The sequence below is a fragment of the Streptomyces prunicolor NBRC 13075 genome (assembly GCF_000367365.1).
Lineage (GTDB): Bacteria > Actinomycetota > Actinomycetes > Streptomycetales > Streptomycetaceae > Streptomyces > Streptomyces prunicolor.
The window spans coordinates 53796-71932 of the sequence record NZ_BARF01000048.1; the positions used below are offsets into that span (position 1 = coordinate 53796).

At 71.6% G+C, this 18137-nt stretch carries 14 protein-coding genes; 6 read left to right on the forward strand and 8 right to left on the reverse strand.

Going from position 1 to position 18137, the window contains the following annotated elements:
• Positions 1-5 precede the first annotated feature (5 nt).
• Positions 6-1019, reverse strand: a complete 1014-nt coding sequence (locus tag SPR02S_RS21545; protein WP_019059072.1) for a glycoside hydrolase family 26 protein — start codon at positions 1017-1019, stop codon at positions 6-8.
• Between the two features lie 264 nt (positions 1020-1283).
• Here SPR02S_RS21545 and SPR02S_RS21550 point away from each other — a divergent pair, with 264 nt between their 5' ends.
• Complete coding sequence (locus tag SPR02S_RS21550) at positions 1284-1976, forward strand: alpha/beta fold hydrolase (protein ID WP_019059073.1); 693 nt, start codon at positions 1284-1286, stop codon at positions 1974-1976.
• A 120-nt stretch (positions 1977-2096) separates the two neighbouring features.
• Positions 2097-3101, forward strand: a complete 1005-nt coding sequence (locus tag SPR02S_RS21555) for a phosphotriesterase family protein (protein ID WP_052347023.1) — start codon at positions 2097-2099, stop codon at positions 3099-3101.
• On the opposite strand, the gene SPR02S_RS21560 is transcribed toward SPR02S_RS21555, so the two are convergent.
• Positions 3098-4027 carry a helix-turn-helix transcriptional regulator gene (locus SPR02S_RS21560; RefSeq protein WP_019059075.1) on the reverse strand — a complete coding sequence of 310 codons (930 nt, stop codon included), beginning with the start codon at positions 4025-4027 and terminating at the stop codon, positions 3098-3100. The two genes, SPR02S_RS21555 and SPR02S_RS21560, sit on opposite strands and share 4 nt — an antisense overlap.
• Positions 4028-4187: 160 nt before the next feature.
• Between SPR02S_RS21560 and SPR02S_RS21565 the strand changes: the two genes are divergently transcribed.
• Positions 4188-5504, forward strand: a complete 1317-nt coding sequence (locus SPR02S_RS21565) for an amidohydrolase family protein (protein ID WP_019059076.1) — start codon at positions 4188-4190, stop codon at positions 5502-5504.
• Between the two features lie 58 nt (positions 5505-5562).
• The gene (locus SPR02S_RS21570; RefSeq protein WP_019059077.1) at positions 5563-8361 is read left to right on the forward strand and encodes an ATP-binding protein; all 2799 of its coding nucleotides are present in this window, start codon (positions 5563-5565) and stop codon (positions 8359-8361) included.
• A gap of 10 nt (positions 8362-8371) precedes the next feature.
• On the opposite strand, the gene SPR02S_RS21575 is transcribed toward SPR02S_RS21570, so the two are convergent.
• From SPR02S_RS21575 to SPR02S_RS21600, 6 genes are all read right to left on the reverse strand, one after another.
• On the reverse strand, positions 8372-9223 hold the full coding sequence (locus SPR02S_RS21575) for a GNAT family N-acetyltransferase (protein ID WP_019059078.1): 852 nt from the start codon (positions 9221-9223) through the stop codon (positions 8372-8374).
• 104 nt (positions 9224-9327) lie between these two features.
• Positions 9328-10017 carry an alpha/beta fold hydrolase gene (locus tag SPR02S_RS21580; RefSeq protein WP_019059079.1) on the reverse strand — a complete coding sequence of 230 codons (690 nt, stop codon included), beginning with the start codon at positions 10015-10017 and terminating at the stop codon, positions 9328-9330.
• A gap of 88 nt (positions 10018-10105) precedes the next feature.
• The gene (locus tag SPR02S_RS21585) at positions 10106-11008 is read right to left on the reverse strand and encodes an alpha/beta fold hydrolase (protein WP_019059080.1); all 903 of its coding nucleotides are present in this window, start codon (positions 11006-11008) and stop codon (positions 10106-10108) included.
• Positions 11009-11093: 85 nt separating this feature from the next.
• The gene (locus SPR02S_RS21590) at positions 11094-12071 is read right to left on the reverse strand and encodes an RNA polymerase sigma factor (RefSeq protein ID WP_019059081.1); all 978 of its coding nucleotides are present in this window, start codon (positions 12069-12071) and stop codon (positions 11094-11096) included.
• Positions 12072-12170: 99 nt separating this feature from the next.
• Positions 12171-13193: a dipeptidase gene (locus tag SPR02S_RS21595; RefSeq protein ID WP_019059082.1), complete on the reverse strand. Its 1023-nt coding sequence runs from the start codon at positions 13191-13193 to the stop codon at positions 12171-12173.
• 25 nt (positions 13194-13218) lie between these two features.
• Positions 13219-14223 carry a LacI family DNA-binding transcriptional regulator gene (locus tag SPR02S_RS21600; RefSeq protein WP_019059083.1) on the reverse strand — a complete coding sequence of 335 codons (1005 nt, stop codon included), beginning with the start codon at positions 14221-14223 and terminating at the stop codon, positions 13219-13221.
• 137 nt (positions 14224-14360) lie between these two features.
• Here SPR02S_RS21600 and SPR02S_RS21605 point away from each other — a divergent pair, with 137 nt between their 5' ends.
• Together SPR02S_RS21605 and SPR02S_RS21610 are read left to right on the forward strand one after the other, a co-directional pair.
• The gene (locus SPR02S_RS21605) at positions 14361-15515 is read left to right on the forward strand and encodes a Gfo/Idh/MocA family protein (protein ID WP_019059084.1); all 1155 of its coding nucleotides are present in this window, start codon (positions 14361-14363) and stop codon (positions 15513-15515) included.
• A gap of 142 nt (positions 15516-15657) precedes the next feature.
• Positions 15658-17979, forward strand: a complete 2322-nt coding sequence (locus tag SPR02S_RS21610) for a helix-turn-helix transcriptional regulator (protein WP_019059085.1) — start codon at positions 15658-15660, stop codon at positions 17977-17979.
• The last annotated feature ends 158 nt before the right edge of the window (positions 17980-18137 follow it).

The following is an 18137-nucleotide window of genomic DNA, read 5'->3' on the forward strand; positions in this document are numbered from 1 at the left end:
CCCCCTCATGACTGACTGTCCGTCAAGGAACGGTATACGGCCGAGGACTTGGGGTTGTCACGGCAACGCCACACACCGTGCGGGCAGTAGTCGCTGATGGTCTGGTAGAGCGGGTGTTGGCCGGCCATCCAAGTGAGCATGCCGCGCATGTAGGTGGGGTTGTCGCCGTTGTCGAACAGGCCCCACTCGGGGTAGGCGATGGGTTTGTGGTGGGCGCGGGCGAAGTCGACCTGCGCCAACAGCCCGTACGGTTCGGTCAGTTGCTGGGAGAAGGACAGACCGCGCGGCGCGTCGTACGCATCCATGCCGATGACGTCGACGTAGTCGTCACCGGGGTAGCACTCGGTCCAGGGGATCGCGTCGCGGCCGCGGGTGGGGGTGAAGTCGAAGCGGAAGCGCTGCCCGGGGACGGATCGCATCGCGGTGACGATGCGCGTCCAGTAGCGCTTCCAGGAGGCGGGGTCGGGCGCGCAACGGTGGGTGTAGGTGGTGCCGTTCATCTCCCAGCCGAGGACGATCTCGGTGTCCGGAACGCCGAGTTGGACCAGCCGTCGGGCGAGTGCGCGGAAGTGGTCGTCGTAGCGCCCGGCCGCCCCGTCCGCCAGCTCGGCGCGGACCACGTCGTCGGGGAGGTGCGCCTCGTTGCGGTCCAGCATCGGCACGTTGAGGACGAGAAGCCGGTCCTCCTCCTTCCGGCGCCAATCGGCCCACGGGGCAAGGTCGTTGGAGGCGCCCTCGATGTCGCTCCAGTTCTCCCCGGGCAGATACGCGTGCCCGACCCGGGGTTCGGGCCGCCCCAGCCAGGCCCCGAACTCCGCGACTCGGCGCACGGCGTCGGCACCGTAGCCGACGTAGGCGCCGTAGGCCGTGGGCGGGCCGGACGCCTGCGCCGGGGCGGTTCTCGCGGGCAGGGGCGGGGATTCGACACCGGGTACGCAGGCCGGCCAGGTCAGCAGCACGAGCGCGAGGGCGACGGTGAACAGGGCCGGTGGGGTGCGGCGCGTCCCGTGCGGGGCCACTCGGCTCTCCTTCTTCGGGGGATGTGTGGGGGCGTCGGATGCGGCGGGTGTGGGGGTGCTCCGGCGCCCGAGCAACGTATCAGCGCGGGGCGGAAGATGGTGACGTAACGCCCTATGGGCGACATGACCGCCGAACGTGAGGCACTATGTCGGCCGCCCGGGATTCCTGGCGACCTTCCGCCCGTACCGGGATCGCGCTCCCGCGAAAGGACTGCGCGCCGGCGCGAAAGACGGCACCCGGGTGACCTTGGAAGAGTCGGGTCCATGGATACGGAACTGGTCAAGAACGTCGTACTCGTCCACGGCGGGTTCGTGGACGGGTCCGGGTGGCGGGAGGTGTACCGGCTGCTGACGGACGACGGGTTCCGGGTGAGCGTCGTGCAGCATCCGACCCTGTCCCTCGCGAGCGATGTCGCGGTGACCGAGCGGGTGTTGGACACGTTGGACGGGCCCGCGATCCTGGTCGGGCACTCCTACGGCGGGGCCGTCATCACCGAGGCCGGCAACCACGAACGGGTCGCCGGGCTCGTCTACATCGCTGCGTTCGCGCCCGACAAGGGCGAGTCCGTCAACACCTTGATCGCCGACCCCGCGCCGGGCGCACCGGTGCCGCCGATCCTGCCGCCGGTCGACGGGTTCCTGTTTTTGGACCGGGACAAGTTCCACGCGTCCTTCGCGGCCGATCTACCGGTGGCCGAGGCCGAGTTCATGGCCGACTCGCAGGTGCCGTGGGGGCTCGACGCGCTCAGCGGCGCGATCGGTGAACCGGCCTGGCGGCACAAGCCGAGCTGGTACCTGGTGTCGACCGACGACCGGATGATCCCGCCGCCCGCGCAGCGGGCCATGGCCCGGCGGGCGGGCAGCACGGTCACCGGCACCGACGCCGGCCACGCCGTGTACGTGTCCCGGCCGGACGCCGTGGCCGACCTCGTCAAGCAGGCCGCGGCCGACGCCTGACGCCCCCGGTATCCCCCATCTGTTGCGCTCCCGACGACTTCCCCTCCCCACATCTCAACTCCCCGCCCCTGAGCGCCCGTTCACCAGGTGTTCGTACCGGGCACGCACCGAAGGATCAGCATGACGACCCCTCAAGCCCCAGACGCCCGTCCTGTCCCCCAAGTCCAGACCGTGCGCGGCCCGGTAGCCGTGAACGACCTCGGTCCCGTCCTGATGCACGAGCACGTCTTCGTCGTCAGTGAGGAACTCCGGCAGAGCCTCCCGGAGACCTGGGACGAGCAGGAACGCATCGCCGACGCCGTCTCCCGGCTGAAGGCCCTCGTCGCGACCGGTGTCTCCACGCTGGTCGATCCGACCGTCATCGGGCTCGGCCGCAATGTCGCCCGCGTCGCCCTGGTGAACGAGCAGGTCGACCTCAACATCGTTGCGGCGACCGGCATTTACACCCTCGCCGACATCCCCGACTTCTTCCGCTACCACGGCCCGGGCACCCTGCTCGGCGGCCCCGAGGGCATGACCGACCTGTTCGTCCGCGAACTCACCGAGGGCATCGCGGACACCGGCATCAGGGCCGCGTTCCTGAAGTGCGCGATCGAGAACGAACTCACCCCGGGTGTCGAGCGGGTGATGCGTGCGGTGGCCCAGGCCCATCTGCGTACCGGTGCTCCGATCACGGTGCACACAAGTGCCGCCGCCCGTACGGGACTTGTCGCGCAGGAGGTGCTGCGCAGCGAGGGTGTGGATCTGGGCGCGGTGGTCATCGGGCACAGCGGCGACAGCACCGACCTGGACTATCTGCACCAGCTCATCGACAACGGTTCGTACGTCGGCATGGACCGCTTCGGTCTCGACGCCCTGCTGCCCGAGGACCAGCGGGTGGCCACCGTGGCGGCGCTCGCGCGCGAGGGGTTCGCCGAGCGGATGGTCCTGTCGCACGACGCGTCCTGCCACATCGACTGGTTCCCGCCGGGCGTGCGGGAGCAGATCGCGCCGAACTGGCACCACACCCACCTGCACGACCAGGTGCTCCCGGCCCTGCGCGCCGCCGGTGTCACCGAGGCGCAGCTCACCACCATGCTGGTCGACAATCCGCGCCGGTACTTCACCCCGCCGGTCAACTCCTAGCGGCCGCCCCTCACTTCGCGCGGAGTGATCCCGAACTCCGCGCGGAACGCGGTGGCGAAGGAGGCGTGGCTGCCGAAGCCGCTGGCGTGGGCGATCTCCGCGATCGAGTACGTGCTCCAGCTGGCGCTCGCCAGACGGGTTCTGGCGACGTTCAGCCGTTCGCGGCGGACCAGGTCGCGTGCGGTGGTGCCGGCGGCCTGGAGCACCTGCTGGACGTAACGCGCGGACCAGCCGAGCGCTCGCGCGATGGTGACGACGTCCAGGTCGCGGTCGCAGGCGTGCTCGCGGACGTAGCGCCGGATCGCGGCCTCGACGCTCGCCCGCTGGCCGGTGGGCGCCGAGTCGACGCCGCCCTCCACGGCCAGGCACACCAGGTCGAGGAGCCGGTCGCAGGCGATGTCGAAGGTGGTCTCGGAGAGGTGCTCGCGCTCCTCGTGCAAGGTGGTGATCAACTGCCGTATGACGCGGCCGAGTCCGCGGTCGCCGTGGAGCAACTGCGGTCCCCCGGCGGCGCGCGGGCTGCGCGCGGAGAGGTTCCGGCCGGTCATGATCAGGGAGATGCTGCGGAGGTCGGTGCCGTGCGCGAACGTCAGTGGCCGGTCGATGTCGCACAGTGCCATGGCGCCGGGCCCGATCTCGCCGGATTCCCCGGCCTGCTCCACCCAGGCCGACCCGGCGAGCGGGACGAGGAGTTCGTGCGTGCCGCGGGGATCGGCGCGGATGTGCCGGGTGTCCCGCTGGACCACCTCCTCTCCGCCCGAACACTGCGCGAGGCTGTAGGTCTTGGACCGCTGCCACTCCAGGTGCCCGGTCCAGGGGGCGCCGCGGTCCGGCACTTTGATGCGGCTCGCGCCGTGGAAGTCGGTGAAGACCTCGTCCCAGGCGCTCGCGGAGGAGAAGGTCAGCGCTTGGCTCCAGGAAGACACACCTCATCCTATCCACCCGAAACCGGCGATGCTCATGACAGCAGAACACCCCGCTTCCCGACTCCTGTGATCGAGTTCACGCCGCCGGGATCGAACTTTTGGACCGGTCCCGCCTCTTGTTCCCGTTGACAGCACTCCGTCCGGAAGCGAGCTCTCCCCCATGTCCGTGCCCCGTCGCTTTCTCGCCCCCGTGGTCCTCCCGGCCGACCCGTCCTGTTCCGTCCTGCGCGACGCCGTGGTCGACGTCGACGCGGACGGCCGCATCGCCTTCTGCGGTACGGCGGCCACCGCTCCCCCGCTGCCGGCCGGCGTCCCGGTCACCTCCCTGTCCGGCATCCTCGCTCCCGGCCTGGTCAACACCCACGCGCACTCCCCGATGACACTCCTGCGGGGACTCGGCGGCGACCTCCCGCTGCTGTCCTGGCTCCAGGACGCCATCTGGCCCGCCGAGTCCCGCATGAGCCCCCGGGACGCCCGCGCGGGCATGCTGCTGGGCTGCGTCGAGATGCTCCGCTACGGCGTGACGACCAGCGCCGAGATGTACGCGCACGCCGAGCAGGTGGCCGACGCGGCGCTGGAGGCCGGGAGCCGGGTGCTGATCGCGCCCGCCTACTTCGACCGGCCCGGCGACGACTGGCGTACCGCGCTCGCGGCCATCGGCAAGTGGATCGACACGGACGGACTGCGCTTCGGACCGGGTGAGCGCGTCGAGCTCTGCTACGGCCCGCACTCCGCCTACACCCTGCCGCCCGAGGCACTGCGCGCCACGGCGGAGGAGGCGGCGCAGCGCGGTGCCCTGGTGCACATCCATGTCGCGGAGACCCTCGCCGAGGACGTCGCCCAGCGCGAGTCGCACGGTTCGGTTCCTCAACTGCTCCAGGAGACCGGGCTGTTGGACGGTCGGCTGCTCGCGGCTCATGCGGTGCATCTCTCCGACGACGACATCCGGCTGCTCGCCGAATCGGGTGCCGGTGTCGCGCACTGCCCGGGCTCGAACGCCAAACTCGCTTCCGGCATCGCCCACTTGCACGCCCTGCGCGCCGCGTCCGTCTCCGTCGGCCTGGGCACCGACGGGCCCGCGAGCAACGACGACCTCGACCTGTGGGAGGAGGCCCGCCTCGCGATGATGTTCTCCCGTCTCGCCACCGCCGACGCCATGGCCCTCACCGCCGCGGACGCCTTCCTCATGGCGACCTCGGCCGGAGCGGCGGCCCTGGGCCGGACCGACATCGGTGCGCTCCGCCCGGGAAACTGGGCGGACATGATCCATCTCTCCGTGGACGGGCCGTACTTCGCCGCGGGCCTCGACGTCGAGGACGGCCGGCTGCTCGCCAACCTCATGTGGGCGGCCGGTTCGCGCGCGGTCCAGGACGTCTGGGTCGCGGGCGAGGCCGTCGTCGTGGACGGTGAGACGGTCAAGGCCGACCGTGTCGCCGTCCAGCACGCGGCCACGGAGGCGGCCACACGCATCGCGTGACATGGTCTCAGGCGTTTGGACCGTTCCTGTTCCCCGCTCGACCCCTACGGGAGGCGTCATGGCATCGGCATCCCTCACCTCGCCGAACCTCGTCGGACGGTCGGCCGAACTGGCCGTTCTCGACCGGCACTTCGACACCGCCCTCGCGCGGGGCGCCGCGCTGATACTGACCGGTGAGGCCGGGGTGGGCAAGACCGCGCTGCTGGACGCCGCGGCGGCGCGCACGTCCGAAGCGGGCTTCCGGGTGCTGCGGATCTTCGGCTGCCCCTACCAGAAGGGCATCGGTTTCTCGGTGTTGAACCAGCTGTTGCTGCGGCTGGCCGAGGGGATTCCCGCGCTGCCCGCGTGGCACGCGGAGACCCTCCAGGCGGTCCGCGGACGGTCCGAGGAGCAGCCGGCCGAACTGCTCGCCATCACGAACGCCGTGCAGGCCCTGCTGACGCGGACCGCCACCGAGACCGGTCCGCTCGCGCTGATCGTCGACGACGCGGCGTGGGTGGACCGGTCCAGCGCCATGGTCCTGGGGACCCTGGGCCGCTCCCCGCACGCCGGGCCGATCGCCCTGCTGGGTGCGTCCAGGACCGGGGACGAGTCGTTGCTGAACAACATCGGGATACCCGAGTACGAGGTCCGGCCGCTGGACGACGCGGCGGCGAACGAGCTGGTGGCGGACCGGTTCCCCGCGATGGCGGCCAGGGTCCGCCGGCGGCTGGTCGCGGAGGCCCGGGGCAATCCCCTGGCCCTGCTCGAACTCCCCGTCCCGCTCGACGACTTGCAGCAGACGGAGTGGGGCGCCCTGCCCGCCGTACTGCCGTTGACCGAGCGGCTCAAGAACGTCTTCTCCACCCGGGTCGCCGCGCTCCCGGCGGCGACCCGGAAGCTGCTGCTGCTCGCCGTGCTGGACGGTTCGGGTGAACTGCACATCCTGCAACGGGCGTCGGACGGACCGGACGGTCTCGGCGGGCTGTCCCCCGCCGAGCGCGCCGGTCTCGTGCAGGTCGACGGCGGCACGGGGCGGCTGGAGTTCCGGCATCCGCTGACCCGTTCCGCGGTGATGGACCTTTCGACCAGCGAGGAGCGCCGGTGGGCGCACGGGGCGCTCGCGGCGGAACTCCCCGAGGGCTCCGAGCACCGGGCCCGGCATCTCGCCGACGCGGCTGTCGGCCCCGACGACCGTGTGGCCGCCCTGCTGCACGAGGCGGCGTACAGCACCCTGCGCCGCGGTGACGCCGTCGCGGCCATCACCACCCTGCTGCGCGCCTCGGAGTTGAGCGCCACCGGCACGGACAAGGCGCGGCGGCTGGCGGAGGCGGCCTGCCTGGGCGCCAACATCACCGGCGATCTGCGCAACGTCCGCGCGCTGCTGGACAACGCCGGCCACGCCGACCCGTCCGGCGTCGGCTCCCTCGCCGCCGCCACCGCCGCGGCCAGTCGGCTGCTCAACGGCGAGGGCGATGTGGACACCGCGCACCGGCTGCTCATCGGCGCCATAGAGACCCATGAGTGGCCCGGGGACGGCGAGACGGTCGAGGACATCTTCCGCGAGGCACTGAACACCCTTCTCCTGGTGTGCTTCTACGGCGGCCGACCGGAACTGTGGCACTCCTTCGAGGATGTCGCGAAGCGACGCCGTCCGCCCACGTCGGGCCGCCTGCTGCCGGTGATCCTGGGCGCCTTCGGCGATCCGGCACACCGCGCGCTGCCCGTCCTCGACCGGCTCGACCACCTCGTCCGCGGCCTGCACCAACAGACCGATCCCGTACGGGTCTTCGGCGTCGCGCTCTCCTCCACCTACGTCGACCGCCTCCCGGGGTGCCGCAGCGCGCTGCGCCGGGTCATCGACGACGGCCGCGACGGCGGGGCCATGGCCCTGGCGATCCAGGCGCAGTTCCTGCTGGCCGGCGACGCCTACTCCGGCGGCCAGTGGGACGACGTGCTGGCGATGACCGAGGAGGGCCTCGGCTGGTGCGAGACGTACGACTACCGTCTGACGGCGTCAACGGGCCGCTTCCAGCGCGGACTTGTGGCCGCCGCGCGCGGTGACGGCGCCACCGCCCGGGAGATCGCGGACCGGCTCGTCTCCTGGGGCAACCCGCGCGGGCTGGGCGCGCTGCGCGTCTACGCCTCGCACATCCGGGCCCTCTCGGCGCTCGGCGACGCGGACTTCGACACCGCCCACCGCCTGCTGCGGGCCCTCGTCACGCCCGGCGAGGTGCCGCGGTTCATGCCGCACGCCCTGTGGCTGCTGCTGGACTTCACCGAGGCCGCGGCCCGCACCGACCACCACGAGGAGGCGGCCGCGCACGTGGCGGCGTTCCGCAGGGCCGACATCCAGTCGATCTCGCCCCGGCTGGCCATGCTGACGGATGCCGCCGAGGCGATGGCGACCGCGGACTTCATCGACCACGACCTGTTCGAGGCGGCCATCGCCACGCCCGGTGCCGAGCGCCGGCCGTTCGACTGGGCGCGGATCTGTCTGGCCTACGGCGAGCGACTGCGCCGCGCCAAGGCGGGCGGCGCGGCCCGGGTGCATCTCGACGCGGCGCTCGGCACGTTCGAGCGTCTCGGCGCGGCCCCGTGGAGTGCGCGGGCGGCGGGCGAGCTGCGGGCGAGCGGAATCCCCGTCAAGCCGTTGGAGCCGGTCGAGTCCGACGGCCGGGACCGGTACGCGCTGCTGACCCCGCAGGAGCGGGTGGCGGCCCAACTGGCCGCCACCGGGCTGACGAACAAGCAGATCGCGACACGGCTCTTCCTGTCCCCGCGTACGGTGGCGGCCCATCTCCGCAGTGTCTTCCGGAAGTTGAACGTCACCTCTCGGGGCGGCCTGCGTGACGCGCTGACCGCCCCGATGCCGTGACGTCTCCCGCTCAGCTCGCTTCGGGTTCCAAGTGCCAGGTCCAGTTGGGGCGTTCGTAGGCCACCTCGAAGCCGAGGCGGAGCATGTTGTGCAGGGAACTGTTGTGGGTGCCGGGCTGCTCGGCACCGGTCTCGGCGACGAGGACCCGGCACCCCAACTCCTGTGCCGTACGGGCCCGGGCGGCGAGCAGCGCGGTCTGCCCGCCGCGACCCCGGGCGTGGGGCAGTACGGCGCCGGCGAACATCTGCGCCGTGTCGCCGCGCACGAGCATGGTGCCGGTGCCGACCAACTCCCCGTCCAGCCAAGCGCCGTAGGGATGCCAGCCCGGCCGGGTCACGGTCGCGGCGCCCATCTCGGCGTAGTGCTCGACCGGCGTTCCGAAGGCCCGCATCATCACCGTGCCCCATTCCAGGGCGTGTTGGGCCTCCAGCGGGGTGACGCTGATGCCGTCGGGGAGTACGTCCAGGGCGTCGGCGCGGGCGACGGCCCCCTCGGTCGTGCCGACGAGCTTCACCCAGGACGCGCCCTGGACGATGCCCTCCCGTGCGCAGATCTCCGGCCAGTCCTCGGGCAGGAACGCGGGCGCGATCTGGAAGACGGCCTGCGGGGTGCGTGCCGCGCGGTAGAAGTCGCAGACCTCTTCGACGAGTTGGGCGGTGACGGGGGCACTGACTCCGAAGCCGAGGGCCTTGCTCCAGAAGCGGGTGATGTCGTCGCGCATCGACAGCACCACCCCGCCGCCGAGCCTTGTGGCGGTCATGCCCAGCGCGGTACGGACGGCTTCGGGGGTCTCGGTCTGGAATCGGTAGAGGGCCTCCGCCTCGGACTGCTCGGCGACGGACGGCTGGACGGCGGTCGTCATGGGTTTCTGTTTCCCTTTCGGGTTCGTTGGCAAGCGACGCGGACAGCCCGCCTGTGAACAGGCGGGCTGAAGCAGGGAGTTGACATGTGGTCAGGGATGGGGCATCAGGCCTGGTGGGCCGCGGCCTTCTTGATCAGGTCCGCCACCGCGGCGGGCTGGGAGACGTAGATGGCGTGGCTGCCCGCGGCCTCGGCCACGGTTGCGCCGGCGCGCTCGGCCATCTGGTGCTGGACGGGCGGCGGGATCATGTGGTCGTCGGTCGCGACAAGGTACCAGCTGGGCTTGGTCCGCCAGGCCGGCTCGGTGATCGGACCGCCGAGCGCCTCCAGGCCCCACGGAACCTGCGAGTCGGCCAGGAACGCGGCGTCCTCGGCCGGCAGGTCGCCCGCGAAGGACGCGGCGAACTTGTCACGGTCCAAAAAGAGGAAGCCGTCGACGGGCGGCAGGATCGGCGGCACGGGCGCGCCGGGCGCCGGGTCGGCGACCAGCGTGCCGACCGACTCGTCCTTGTCCGGCGCGAAGGCCGCGATGTAGACGAGCGCGGCGACACCCTCATGGCGTCCGGCCTCGGTGATCACGGCGCCGCCGTAGGAGTGCCCGACGAGGACCGCCGGGCCGTCCAGGGCGTCGAGGGCCCGCCGGGTGACGGCCACGTCGTCGGCGAGGGACACGGTCGGGTTCTGCACGACGCTGACGTTGAAGCCGTCCTGGGTGAGCAGGCGGTGCACCGACTGCCAGCCGGAACCGTCGACGAATCCGCCATGCACGAGAACGATGTTCTTGACGGCACTCATGCCGTAGCTCCTTGGTTGTCTTGTCGGAAACCCTCTGGACGGGTCCAAACTAGGCCGGACCCGTCCGCCGGGGCTTCGACCAAATGACCTAGTTGCCGGCCGGGGCTTCCACGAAGGCCGTCACCGCCTTCGCGAAGGCCTCCGGTTCCTCCAGGTGCCCGAAGTGCCCGCTGTTCTCGAAGATCACCAGCTCCGAGCCCGGGATGAGCTCGTGCAGTTCCTCGGCCCAGCGCACTCCGCAGATGACGTCGTGGCGGCCGACGAGGACGAGCGTGGGCACGGTGAGCGAGCCGAGGGCGGCGCGGTCGTCGATGACGTCCGGGGTGAGGTCGTCGTCAAGACCGGAGATGTACGTGGCCGTCACCCCGGCCCGCGCGGGACCGAACTCGTCCTGCCGACCCCAGAAGTCGGCGAAGTAGGCGGGGAAGATCCCCCGGGCGACGGCGGTCATCTGCGCGTCGTCGGAGATGGTGGGGATGCCTTGGAACGCCTCAATGACCTCGGGGAGGTCAGGGTTGTCGGCGTTTCGGGCGGCGAACTCCTGCACCAGGCGCATGGCCTCGGCGCCGTGCTCGGGACCGGTCACCGGAGCGCTGTCGTAGAGGATCACGCCGGCGATGCGGTCGGGGTGGTGCAGGGCGTGGTACTGGGCGACGAAACCCCCGTGCGAGTGCCCGAGGAGGTGCACCTCGGGGACGCCGAGGTGCTCGATCAGGGCGGCGAGGAAGCGGCTGTAACGGGCCCGGGTGTAGCCGTGCGGGTGGGCGGGCAGGCGGCCGGAGGCGCCGGTGCCGATGGGCTCCGGGTAGACGACCGTGAGGTGCTCCTCCAGCGCGGGCATGCGCAGGTACTCCCAGAAGATGCCCGGCCCGCCGGAGTGCGCGACGAGGACCGGTCCACTGCCGTGCACGTGGTAGCTCTGCGTGACCCCGTCGATCTCGACGGTGTGGGTTCCGGTCGCGAGCGGGTCGGTCGAGGGGGTGGTGCTCATGGGATCTCCCTGTTCGGCATACGGCGATGACACGGACAGGACGCGGGAGAAAGGCCGAAGTTCGAAACAGACGATGTGATGCCGGTCACACCATAAGGGGCTGGAGGGAGTGTGGGACGGGCACCGGCCTGGGGTGGACGAGGCGCAGCCGGTGCACCCGCCCGGCGCCGTCCAGACTCATCAGCCAGGCCACGGCGGGCGGGCAGTGTTCGGGGTCGTCGTCGGGGTTGCTGATGTCCATCTCCCAGACGACGAGCGACCGCCCGGCCACGGCGTGCGCGAGATGCTGCCGTACGCCGGCCTCCAGATCGCACTCCATCCCGCGCACCAACAGGCTTCTGCCGCCCACCGGTTGGTTCCCCCGGACCAGAGCGGCCTCGGGGGACCAGCGCTCGGTGAGCAGCTTGCCGAAGTGTCCGCTCGCCGCGGCGTCCAGCGTCTCGCGCGCCTCGATACGGCTGGCGCGAGTGCGGCGGGCCGCGTCACCGTGCGGGGCGTCGGCCGTGGCGGCGAGGGCCAGCGCGAGCTTGGCCCGCCCCTGACTGAGCCGGCTGCGGACCGTTCCAACGGGCACCCCGCACGCCTCGGCGATCTGCTCGTACGACGTGACGCCGACGCTGAAATGACGCAGCACGAGCGGCAGCCGCAGCGCGGGCGACAGCTCCTCGACGGCCTCCCAGATCCAGTCCCGCATGGCGTGCTGCTCCAGCCACCGCTCCGGACCGGAGTCCGTCACGGGCACATGCAGATCGTCGAGCGGGCGAAAATCGACGGCCCCGCGCAGCAGCGAACGGGCATGGTTCCGCACGATCATCCGCAACCAGGGCCCCACGGCCTCCGGGTCCCGTACGTCCCCCACGCGCCGCAGCGCGGTCAGTGCCGCGTCCTGGACCACGTCGTCGACATCGGGCCCCGGCCCCAGCACACTCACCGCGACGGCCCGCATCCCGGCCCGGTGCCGCTCCAGCAGCAGCCCCAGGGAGGCGACGTCCCCGGCCTGTGCGGCCAGGGTGAGCGCCGCGTCCTCGATACGCGTGATCTCACCCAGGTTCCGGCTGCTCATGCTGCCCCTCTTCCGGCGTCCGAGTCGTCCGTACGACCGTAATGGGCGCGTGGCGTGACGTCACATCACACGGGCGCCGGGCGGGGCTGCGGCGACTGTTCAACGACTTGGACCGGCCCCTACGGCCGTTGCGGACGCGCCCTGTTGCCACACCTGCGCGGCCACGCGCCGGAAGTTGCCGCCCAGGATCGCGGCGACGGCGTCCTCGGGATATCCCCGGGCACGCAGGACGCCCTCGACGGTCAGCAGGCCCTCCGGGGGCATGAAGTCGATCGGGCCCCAGCGGGTGTAGCAGTCGGGGTACAGCTCCGGGCTCTGTTCGAGCATCGCGTTGAAGTCCCCTTCGTCGAACGGGTAGTCGGTGGACACGCCGACGTGTTCCGGGCCGACCAGGTCGACGGCGTGGTCGATGTGCCGGACGAGGGCCTCGACGGAGGCGTCGTTGGGGCCGAGGAAGATGCCGACCCCGGTGATGCCGACGACCCCGCCCGTGGCGGCGCACTCCTTGGCCTGGTCGTCGGTGATGTTGCGGGGGTGGTCCCAGACCGCGCGCATGCAGGAGTGGCTGTAGACGACGGGCAGTTGGGACACCTCGCACAGGTCGAGTCCGGTACGGGTGCCGCAGTGCGAACCGTCCGCGACCATGCCGACGGCGTTCAACTCCCGTACCAGCGCCCGGCCGTAGGCGGTGAGTCCCTCGTCGACCTCGTCGAGGCAGCCCCCGCCGGCCGCATTACGGGTGTTGTAGCTCGGCAGCATCGTGCGGACGCCGAGGTCGTGGAAGAGACGCACCCGGTCCAACTCCCCTTCCAGGGGCCCGGAGTCCTCCAGGTCGAAGGCGACCGCCACCTCCCCCGCCCGCGCGGCGGCGTCGATGTCGTCGACGCTCGCGACGAGCCGCAGCCGGTCGTCGTCGGCGATCCTCTTCCGCCAGCTCGCGAGGAGACCGGTGACGTCGTCGGTGCCGTGGGGCGCGTAGCCCACGTTCACCGAGACGAAGCTGCCGCCCGGCCTTCGGTAGCGGGCGAGTTCACCGACGTCGGCGTGTTTCTCCAGCGCCAGGCAGCAGTGCTGTTCCCAGAGCAGGGGCGGGCGGCGCGTTTCCACGGTTTCGTTCGACACCGTATGGATCATGCCCGCGCCGGGACTACGACGTCGAGGGCGAGTCCGTGCTCCCCCGTACTTCCAGCCTCGGTTCCGACAACACCGTCTCCTCTGCCCGCCCCGGATCCTTCATCCGGTGTACGAGAAGCTGCGCGGCGCGGCGCCCGATGTCGTGGCTGCCGTTGTCGACGGTGGTGAGCCAGAGGTGTCGTAGGCGCGCGAGGTACGTGTTGTCGTAGCCGACGAGGGACAGGTCCCGGGGCACCTGGAGGCCCAGTTCCTCGGCCGCCGAGAGCGCGCCGACGCACGCGATGTCGTTGAAGGCGAAGACGGCCGTGGGGCGTTCCGGGGCGGTGAGCAGGCGGACCATCGCGCGGTAGCCGCCCTCCTCCGTGTGGTCGCCCTGTTCGACCGTCGCGAGGTCGGTCAGGCCGTGGTCGTCCATGATCATTTCGAAGGAGGTGCAGCGGAGTGCGCCGGCGACGCCCGGGCCGGCGATGTGGGCGATACGGCGGTGACCCAGGGAGATGAGGTGTTCGGTGGCCAGGATGGCGCCGTACGAGTCGTCGCCGGCCACGGCATCGACGTGGGGCAGGACCGGTTCAATGGCGCCCGCGATCACCGTGGGGATGTGCGTCGCGGCTGCGAGGAGTTCCTCGGAGCCGGGGAGGGTGCCCACCACGACCAGCCCGTCGACGCGGAGTTCGGTGAAGATGCGGGTGAGGTCCTCGCCGAGGTGACGGTTGAGGCGGCCGTCGGCCAGCATCATGTGCAGGCCCTGCTCGTGCAGGCGGGAGCCCAGGCCGTCGAGGAGTTCCACGAACCAGGGGTTGCGCAGGTCGTTCAGCAGGACGCCGACCGAGCGGGTGCGGCGCTCGCTGAGGCTGCGGGCGGCTGCGTTCGGGCGGTAGCCGAGTTCCGCCACGGCGGCCAGCACGGCCTGCCGTTTCTCCGGCCGGACCTGCTCGGAGCCGCGCAGCACCAGGGAGACCAGGGATTTCGACACACCGGCCCGCTCGGCGACGTCACGGATGGTCGGAGCGCTCATGGCTGGACCGTTCCATGCGGTCGCGCCCCCTGTCAAAGGCGCGGACACTCGGTGTTGACGTGCATGTATTGACATCAGGATGAATGGGTTCCACTGTGGCGGAGACAGTTTATGGACCGGTCCAAAGAAGGGCAGTCATGGTGACCTCGCTCGGTGTTGCCGTCGTGGGTTTCGGATGGATGGGGCGGGTGCACACGCAGGCGTACGCCCGTGTCCCGCACCACTTTCCGCAGCTGACCGTGCGGCCGCAGCTCGTGACGGTCGCCGAGGAGGTGCCCGGGCGGGCGGAGCAGGCGGCCGAACAGTTCGGCTTCGCCTCCACGACCCGCGACTGGCGCGAGGTGGTCGACGACCCGCGGGTGCAGGCGGTGAGCATCACCGCGCCGAACTTCCTGCACCGCGAGATCGGCGTCGCGATGGCGGAGGCCGGCAAGCACATCTGGATCGAGAAGCCGGTGGGCCTCTCCACGGCGGACTCCTCCGCCGTGGCCGACGCGGTCAGCAAGGCCGGCGTCCAGGGCACGGTCGGCTTCAACTACCGCAACGCACCCGCCGTCGAGGCGGCTCGCGACCTGATCGCCTCGGGCGAGCTGGGCACGGTGACCCACATCCGCGTCCGCCTCTTCAGCGACTACGCGGCCCACCCGGACGGCGCGCTGACCTGGCGCTACGAGTTGGAGCGCGGTGGCCACGGCGTCCTGGGCGACCTGGCCTCGCACGGCGCGGACCTGGCCCGGTACCTCCTCGGCGACATCACCTCCCTCGCCGCCGACACCGCGATCTTCCTGCCGCAGCGGGCCCGCCCCACCGGCGCGACCGCGGGCCATGCCCTGGCCACCGGCGGCGAGTTGGGCCCGGTGGAGAACGAGGACTACGTCAACTGCCTGCTGCGGTTCGCCTCCGGTGCCCGGGGTGTCCTGGAGGCATGCCGGGTCTCGGTCGGCGAGCAGAACAACTACGGCTTCGAGGTGCACGGCACCAAGGGCGCGGTGTTCTGGGACTTCCGCCGGATGAACGAGCTGGCCGTCAGCCGCGGTACGACGTACCAGGACCAGCCCGTCACCACGGTGTATGTCGGCCCGGGCGACGGCGAGTTCGGCGCCTTCCAGCCGGGCGCGGCGAACGCGATGGGCTACGACGACCTCAAGGTCATCGAGGCGTACCGCTTCCTGCGCTCCGTCGCCGAGGGCGTGCCGTACGGCGCGACGCTCGCGGACGCCGTACGCAGCGCGGCGGTTCTGGACGCCATGGTGCGCTCCGTCGAGACCGGCAGCTGGGCGAGCCCGGCGTGAACGGCGCGCGCGTCGCCTGATCAGCGTGCCGCCGGGCGCCCGCGCGATCTCGCGCCCACCCGCCGGACTCGACTACCGTTCACGCTCGGGAGTCACTCGCCTACGCTGTGGTGACCGGTTGGCGGACGGGTATGGGGGCGGCATGGGATACGGCTTCGGACAGCGGCGGGGCGGTCAACTCCCGGTGGAGTTGACCAGCTTCGTCGGACGCACCGAGGAACTCGGGATGCTGCACACCGAGTTGGCACGGTCCCGGCTGGTCACGCTGGTCGGTCCGGGCGGGGTCGGCAAGAGCCGTACGGCACTGCGCGCGGCCCGCGCGGTCACCGACCGGTTCGCCGACGGGGTGCGGCTGGTGGAGCTGTCGGCCCTGCACGACCCGGAGTTGGTGCCGCCGACACTCGCGGGCGTCCTCGAACTGCCCGAGCAGTCCGGCATGACCCCGTTGGACGCCATCGTGGAACACCTGCGCGGGCGGCGGATGTTGATCGTCCTCGACACCTGCGAGCACCTGGTCGACGCGTGCGCGATGCTCTGCGACATCCTGCTGCGCGAGGCCCCCGGACTGAGCGTCCTCGCCACCAGCAGGCAGCCGCTCGACGTGCCCGGCGAGCGGTGTCTGCCGATCGCCCCGCTGGACCGGGCCGACGCCGTCGACCTGTTCGTGCAGCGCGCCGCCGCCGTCACCGGCGGAACCGCCCTGAACGGCGCCGACCGGGAGAGCGCCCTCGCCCTCGTCGACCGCCTCGACGGCATCCCCCTCGCCCTCGAACTCGCCGCCGTACGCCTGCGGGCCGTCCCCCTCGCGGAGCTCGTCGCCCGCCTGGACCGCCACTGCGAGGTCCTCACCGGCGGCCGCCGCACGGCACTGACCCGTCACCAGACCCTGCGCGCGGCCATCGACTGGTCCTACGACCTGTGCACACCCCAGGAACAACTCCTGTGGGCCCGACTGTCGGTGTTCGCCGGTTCCTTCGAACTGTCCGCCGCCGAGCGGGTGTGCGCGGGCGACGACCCTGGTGGAACGGTCCAACTCGACGGCGAGCAGGTCGTCGAGGCACTGATCGGACTCGTCGACAAGTCGGTCGTCCAGCGCATCGGCGAGGACGGCGGCCGCTACCGGCTCCTGGACACCATCCGCGAGTACGGCACCGCGCGCCTCGCCTCCACGGAGGACGCGGAGGCCGTACGACAACGGCACTTCGCCCACTACGACGAACTCGTCGGCCGTTTTTGGAACGGTCTGATGGGCCGGGCCCAGGTCCAACTGCACCTTGCCGTACGCGCGGAGATCGCCGACGTACGGGCCGCCCTGGAGTACGGCTGCGCCACCGAGGGGCGGGCGAGCGACGCGCTGTGGCTGGCGACGCGGCTCGGGGCGTACTGGCGGGCGGCGGGGACGCTGTCGGAGGGCCGGTACTGGATCGACAAGGGGCTCGGCCTCGTCCCGCAGGACTCCGCGGAGCGGGCCTGGGGACTGTTCATGACCGGGGTGTTCGGGATCTGGACGGCCGATCTGGAGACGGCATTGGACCGGTTCCCACAGGCGCACGAGGTGGCGCACCGCGTCGGCGAGAGCCGCGTGGAGCTGTTCAGCGAGGGCTACTTGGGCGCCCTGACGCTGCTCGGCGGGGCCGTGGAGGAGGGGTCGGCGACTCTCGAGGCGGTCCGTGGACGGATGATCGCGGCGGACGACGCGCTGGGCATCGGCGTCGTCCACTACGAAGGGGCCCTGCTGTACGCGGCGTTGGGCTTCACGGACCGGGCGCTGGAGTGGTGCGAGACGGGCCTGGCGTATCTGGAGGGCCGCGGCGAGCGCCAGTTGTACGGTTCCACGCTCACGGTCCAGGGCGTCATCCTGTGGCTGGTCGGGCGGCCCGAGGAGAGCGCGACGGCGTTGCACCGGGGGCTGGAGGCGGCGAGCGAGATCGGCGAGGTGCTGGTCGCGGCGCTCGCGTCCCTGGGCCTGGCCTGGCACGCGGCCGGGCAGAAGCGGTACGTCAGGGCCTGCTGGCTGCTGGGTTACGCGGAGCACGCGCGACGGCTGGGCGGCGACCCGGTCGGCATGCTGCCCCGGCTGCTGGAGGAACAGGAGTCCCAACAGCGGGCGGTGCGGGCGGCGTTGGGCGCCGAACAGTACGAGCGGTGGCGGGAGGCGGGGGCCAGGATGTCGGGCCGTGAACTCCTGGACGCCGTACGCACGGACGCGGACGAACCGCCCGGCATCCCCGCGGCCCGCCACACCACCGCGGACACCCGCCCCGCCGGTCCCCTCACCCGCCGCGAACGCGAGGTCGCCGCGCTCGTCACCCAGGGTCTGTCCAACCGGGAGATCGCCGAACGGCTCGTCATCTCCAAGCGCACGGTGGACGCCCATGTCGAGCACATCCTGGCCAAGTTGGGCATCACCTCGCGTACCGAGATCCTGGCCGCGGCACAGCCCGAGGGCACCAAGTCGGCATAGGTACCCGGTACCTACGTACTCCCGCCGAAGCCCCCGCCGACGACTACGTGCACCCATCTCCCCACCGATATCCCGGAGTTCAGGCCCCCCGCACCCGCCCGACGCCCCAAGCTGGTCCTACCGCCAGGGGAACGGGACGTGTCGGGGCCGGCAGTGTT

Bases quoted from the DNA above. Each gene is read 5' to 3' on its own strand.
- SPR02S_RS21550 (WP_019059073.1), top strand. From the start codon at position 1,284: ATGGATACGGAACTGGTCAAGAACGTCGTACTCGTCCACGGCGGGTTC.
- SPR02S_RS21555 (WP_052347023.1), top strand. From the start codon at position 2,097: ATGACGACCCCTCAAGCCCCAGACGCCCGTCCTGTCCCCCAAGTCCAG.
- SPR02S_RS21565 (WP_019059076.1), top strand. From the start codon at position 4,188: ATGTCCGTGCCCCGTCGCTTTCTCGCCCCCGTGGTCCTCCCGGCCGAC.
- SPR02S_RS21570 (WP_019059077.1), top strand. From the start codon at position 5,563: ATGGCATCGGCATCCCTCACCTCGCCGAACCTCGTCGGACGGTCGGCC.
- SPR02S_RS21575 (WP_019059078.1), bottom strand. From the start codon at position 9,223: ATGACGACCGCCGTCCAGCCGTCCGTCGCCGAGCAGTCCGAGGCGGAG.
- SPR02S_RS21580 (WP_019059079.1), bottom strand. From the start codon at position 10,017: ATGAGTGCCGTCAAGAACATCGTTCTCGTGCATGGCGGATTCGTCGAC.
- SPR02S_RS21585 (WP_019059080.1), bottom strand. From the start codon at position 11,008: ATGAGCACCACCCCCTCGACCGACCCGCTCGCGACCGGAACCCACACC.
- SPR02S_RS21590 (WP_019059081.1), bottom strand. From the start codon at position 12,071: ATGAGCAGCCGGAACCTGGGTGAGATCACGCGTATCGAGGACGCGGCG.
- SPR02S_RS21600 (WP_019059083.1), bottom strand. From the start codon at position 14,223: ATGAGCGCTCCGACCATCCGTGACGTCGCCGAGCGGGCCGGTGTGTCG.
- SPR02S_RS21605 (WP_019059084.1), top strand. From the start codon at position 14,361: ATGGTGACCTCGCTCGGTGTTGCCGTCGTGGGTTTCGGATGGATGGGG.
- SPR02S_RS21610 (WP_019059085.1), top strand. From the start codon at position 15,658: ATGGGATACGGCTTCGGACAGCGGCGGGGCGGTCAACTCCCGGTGGAG.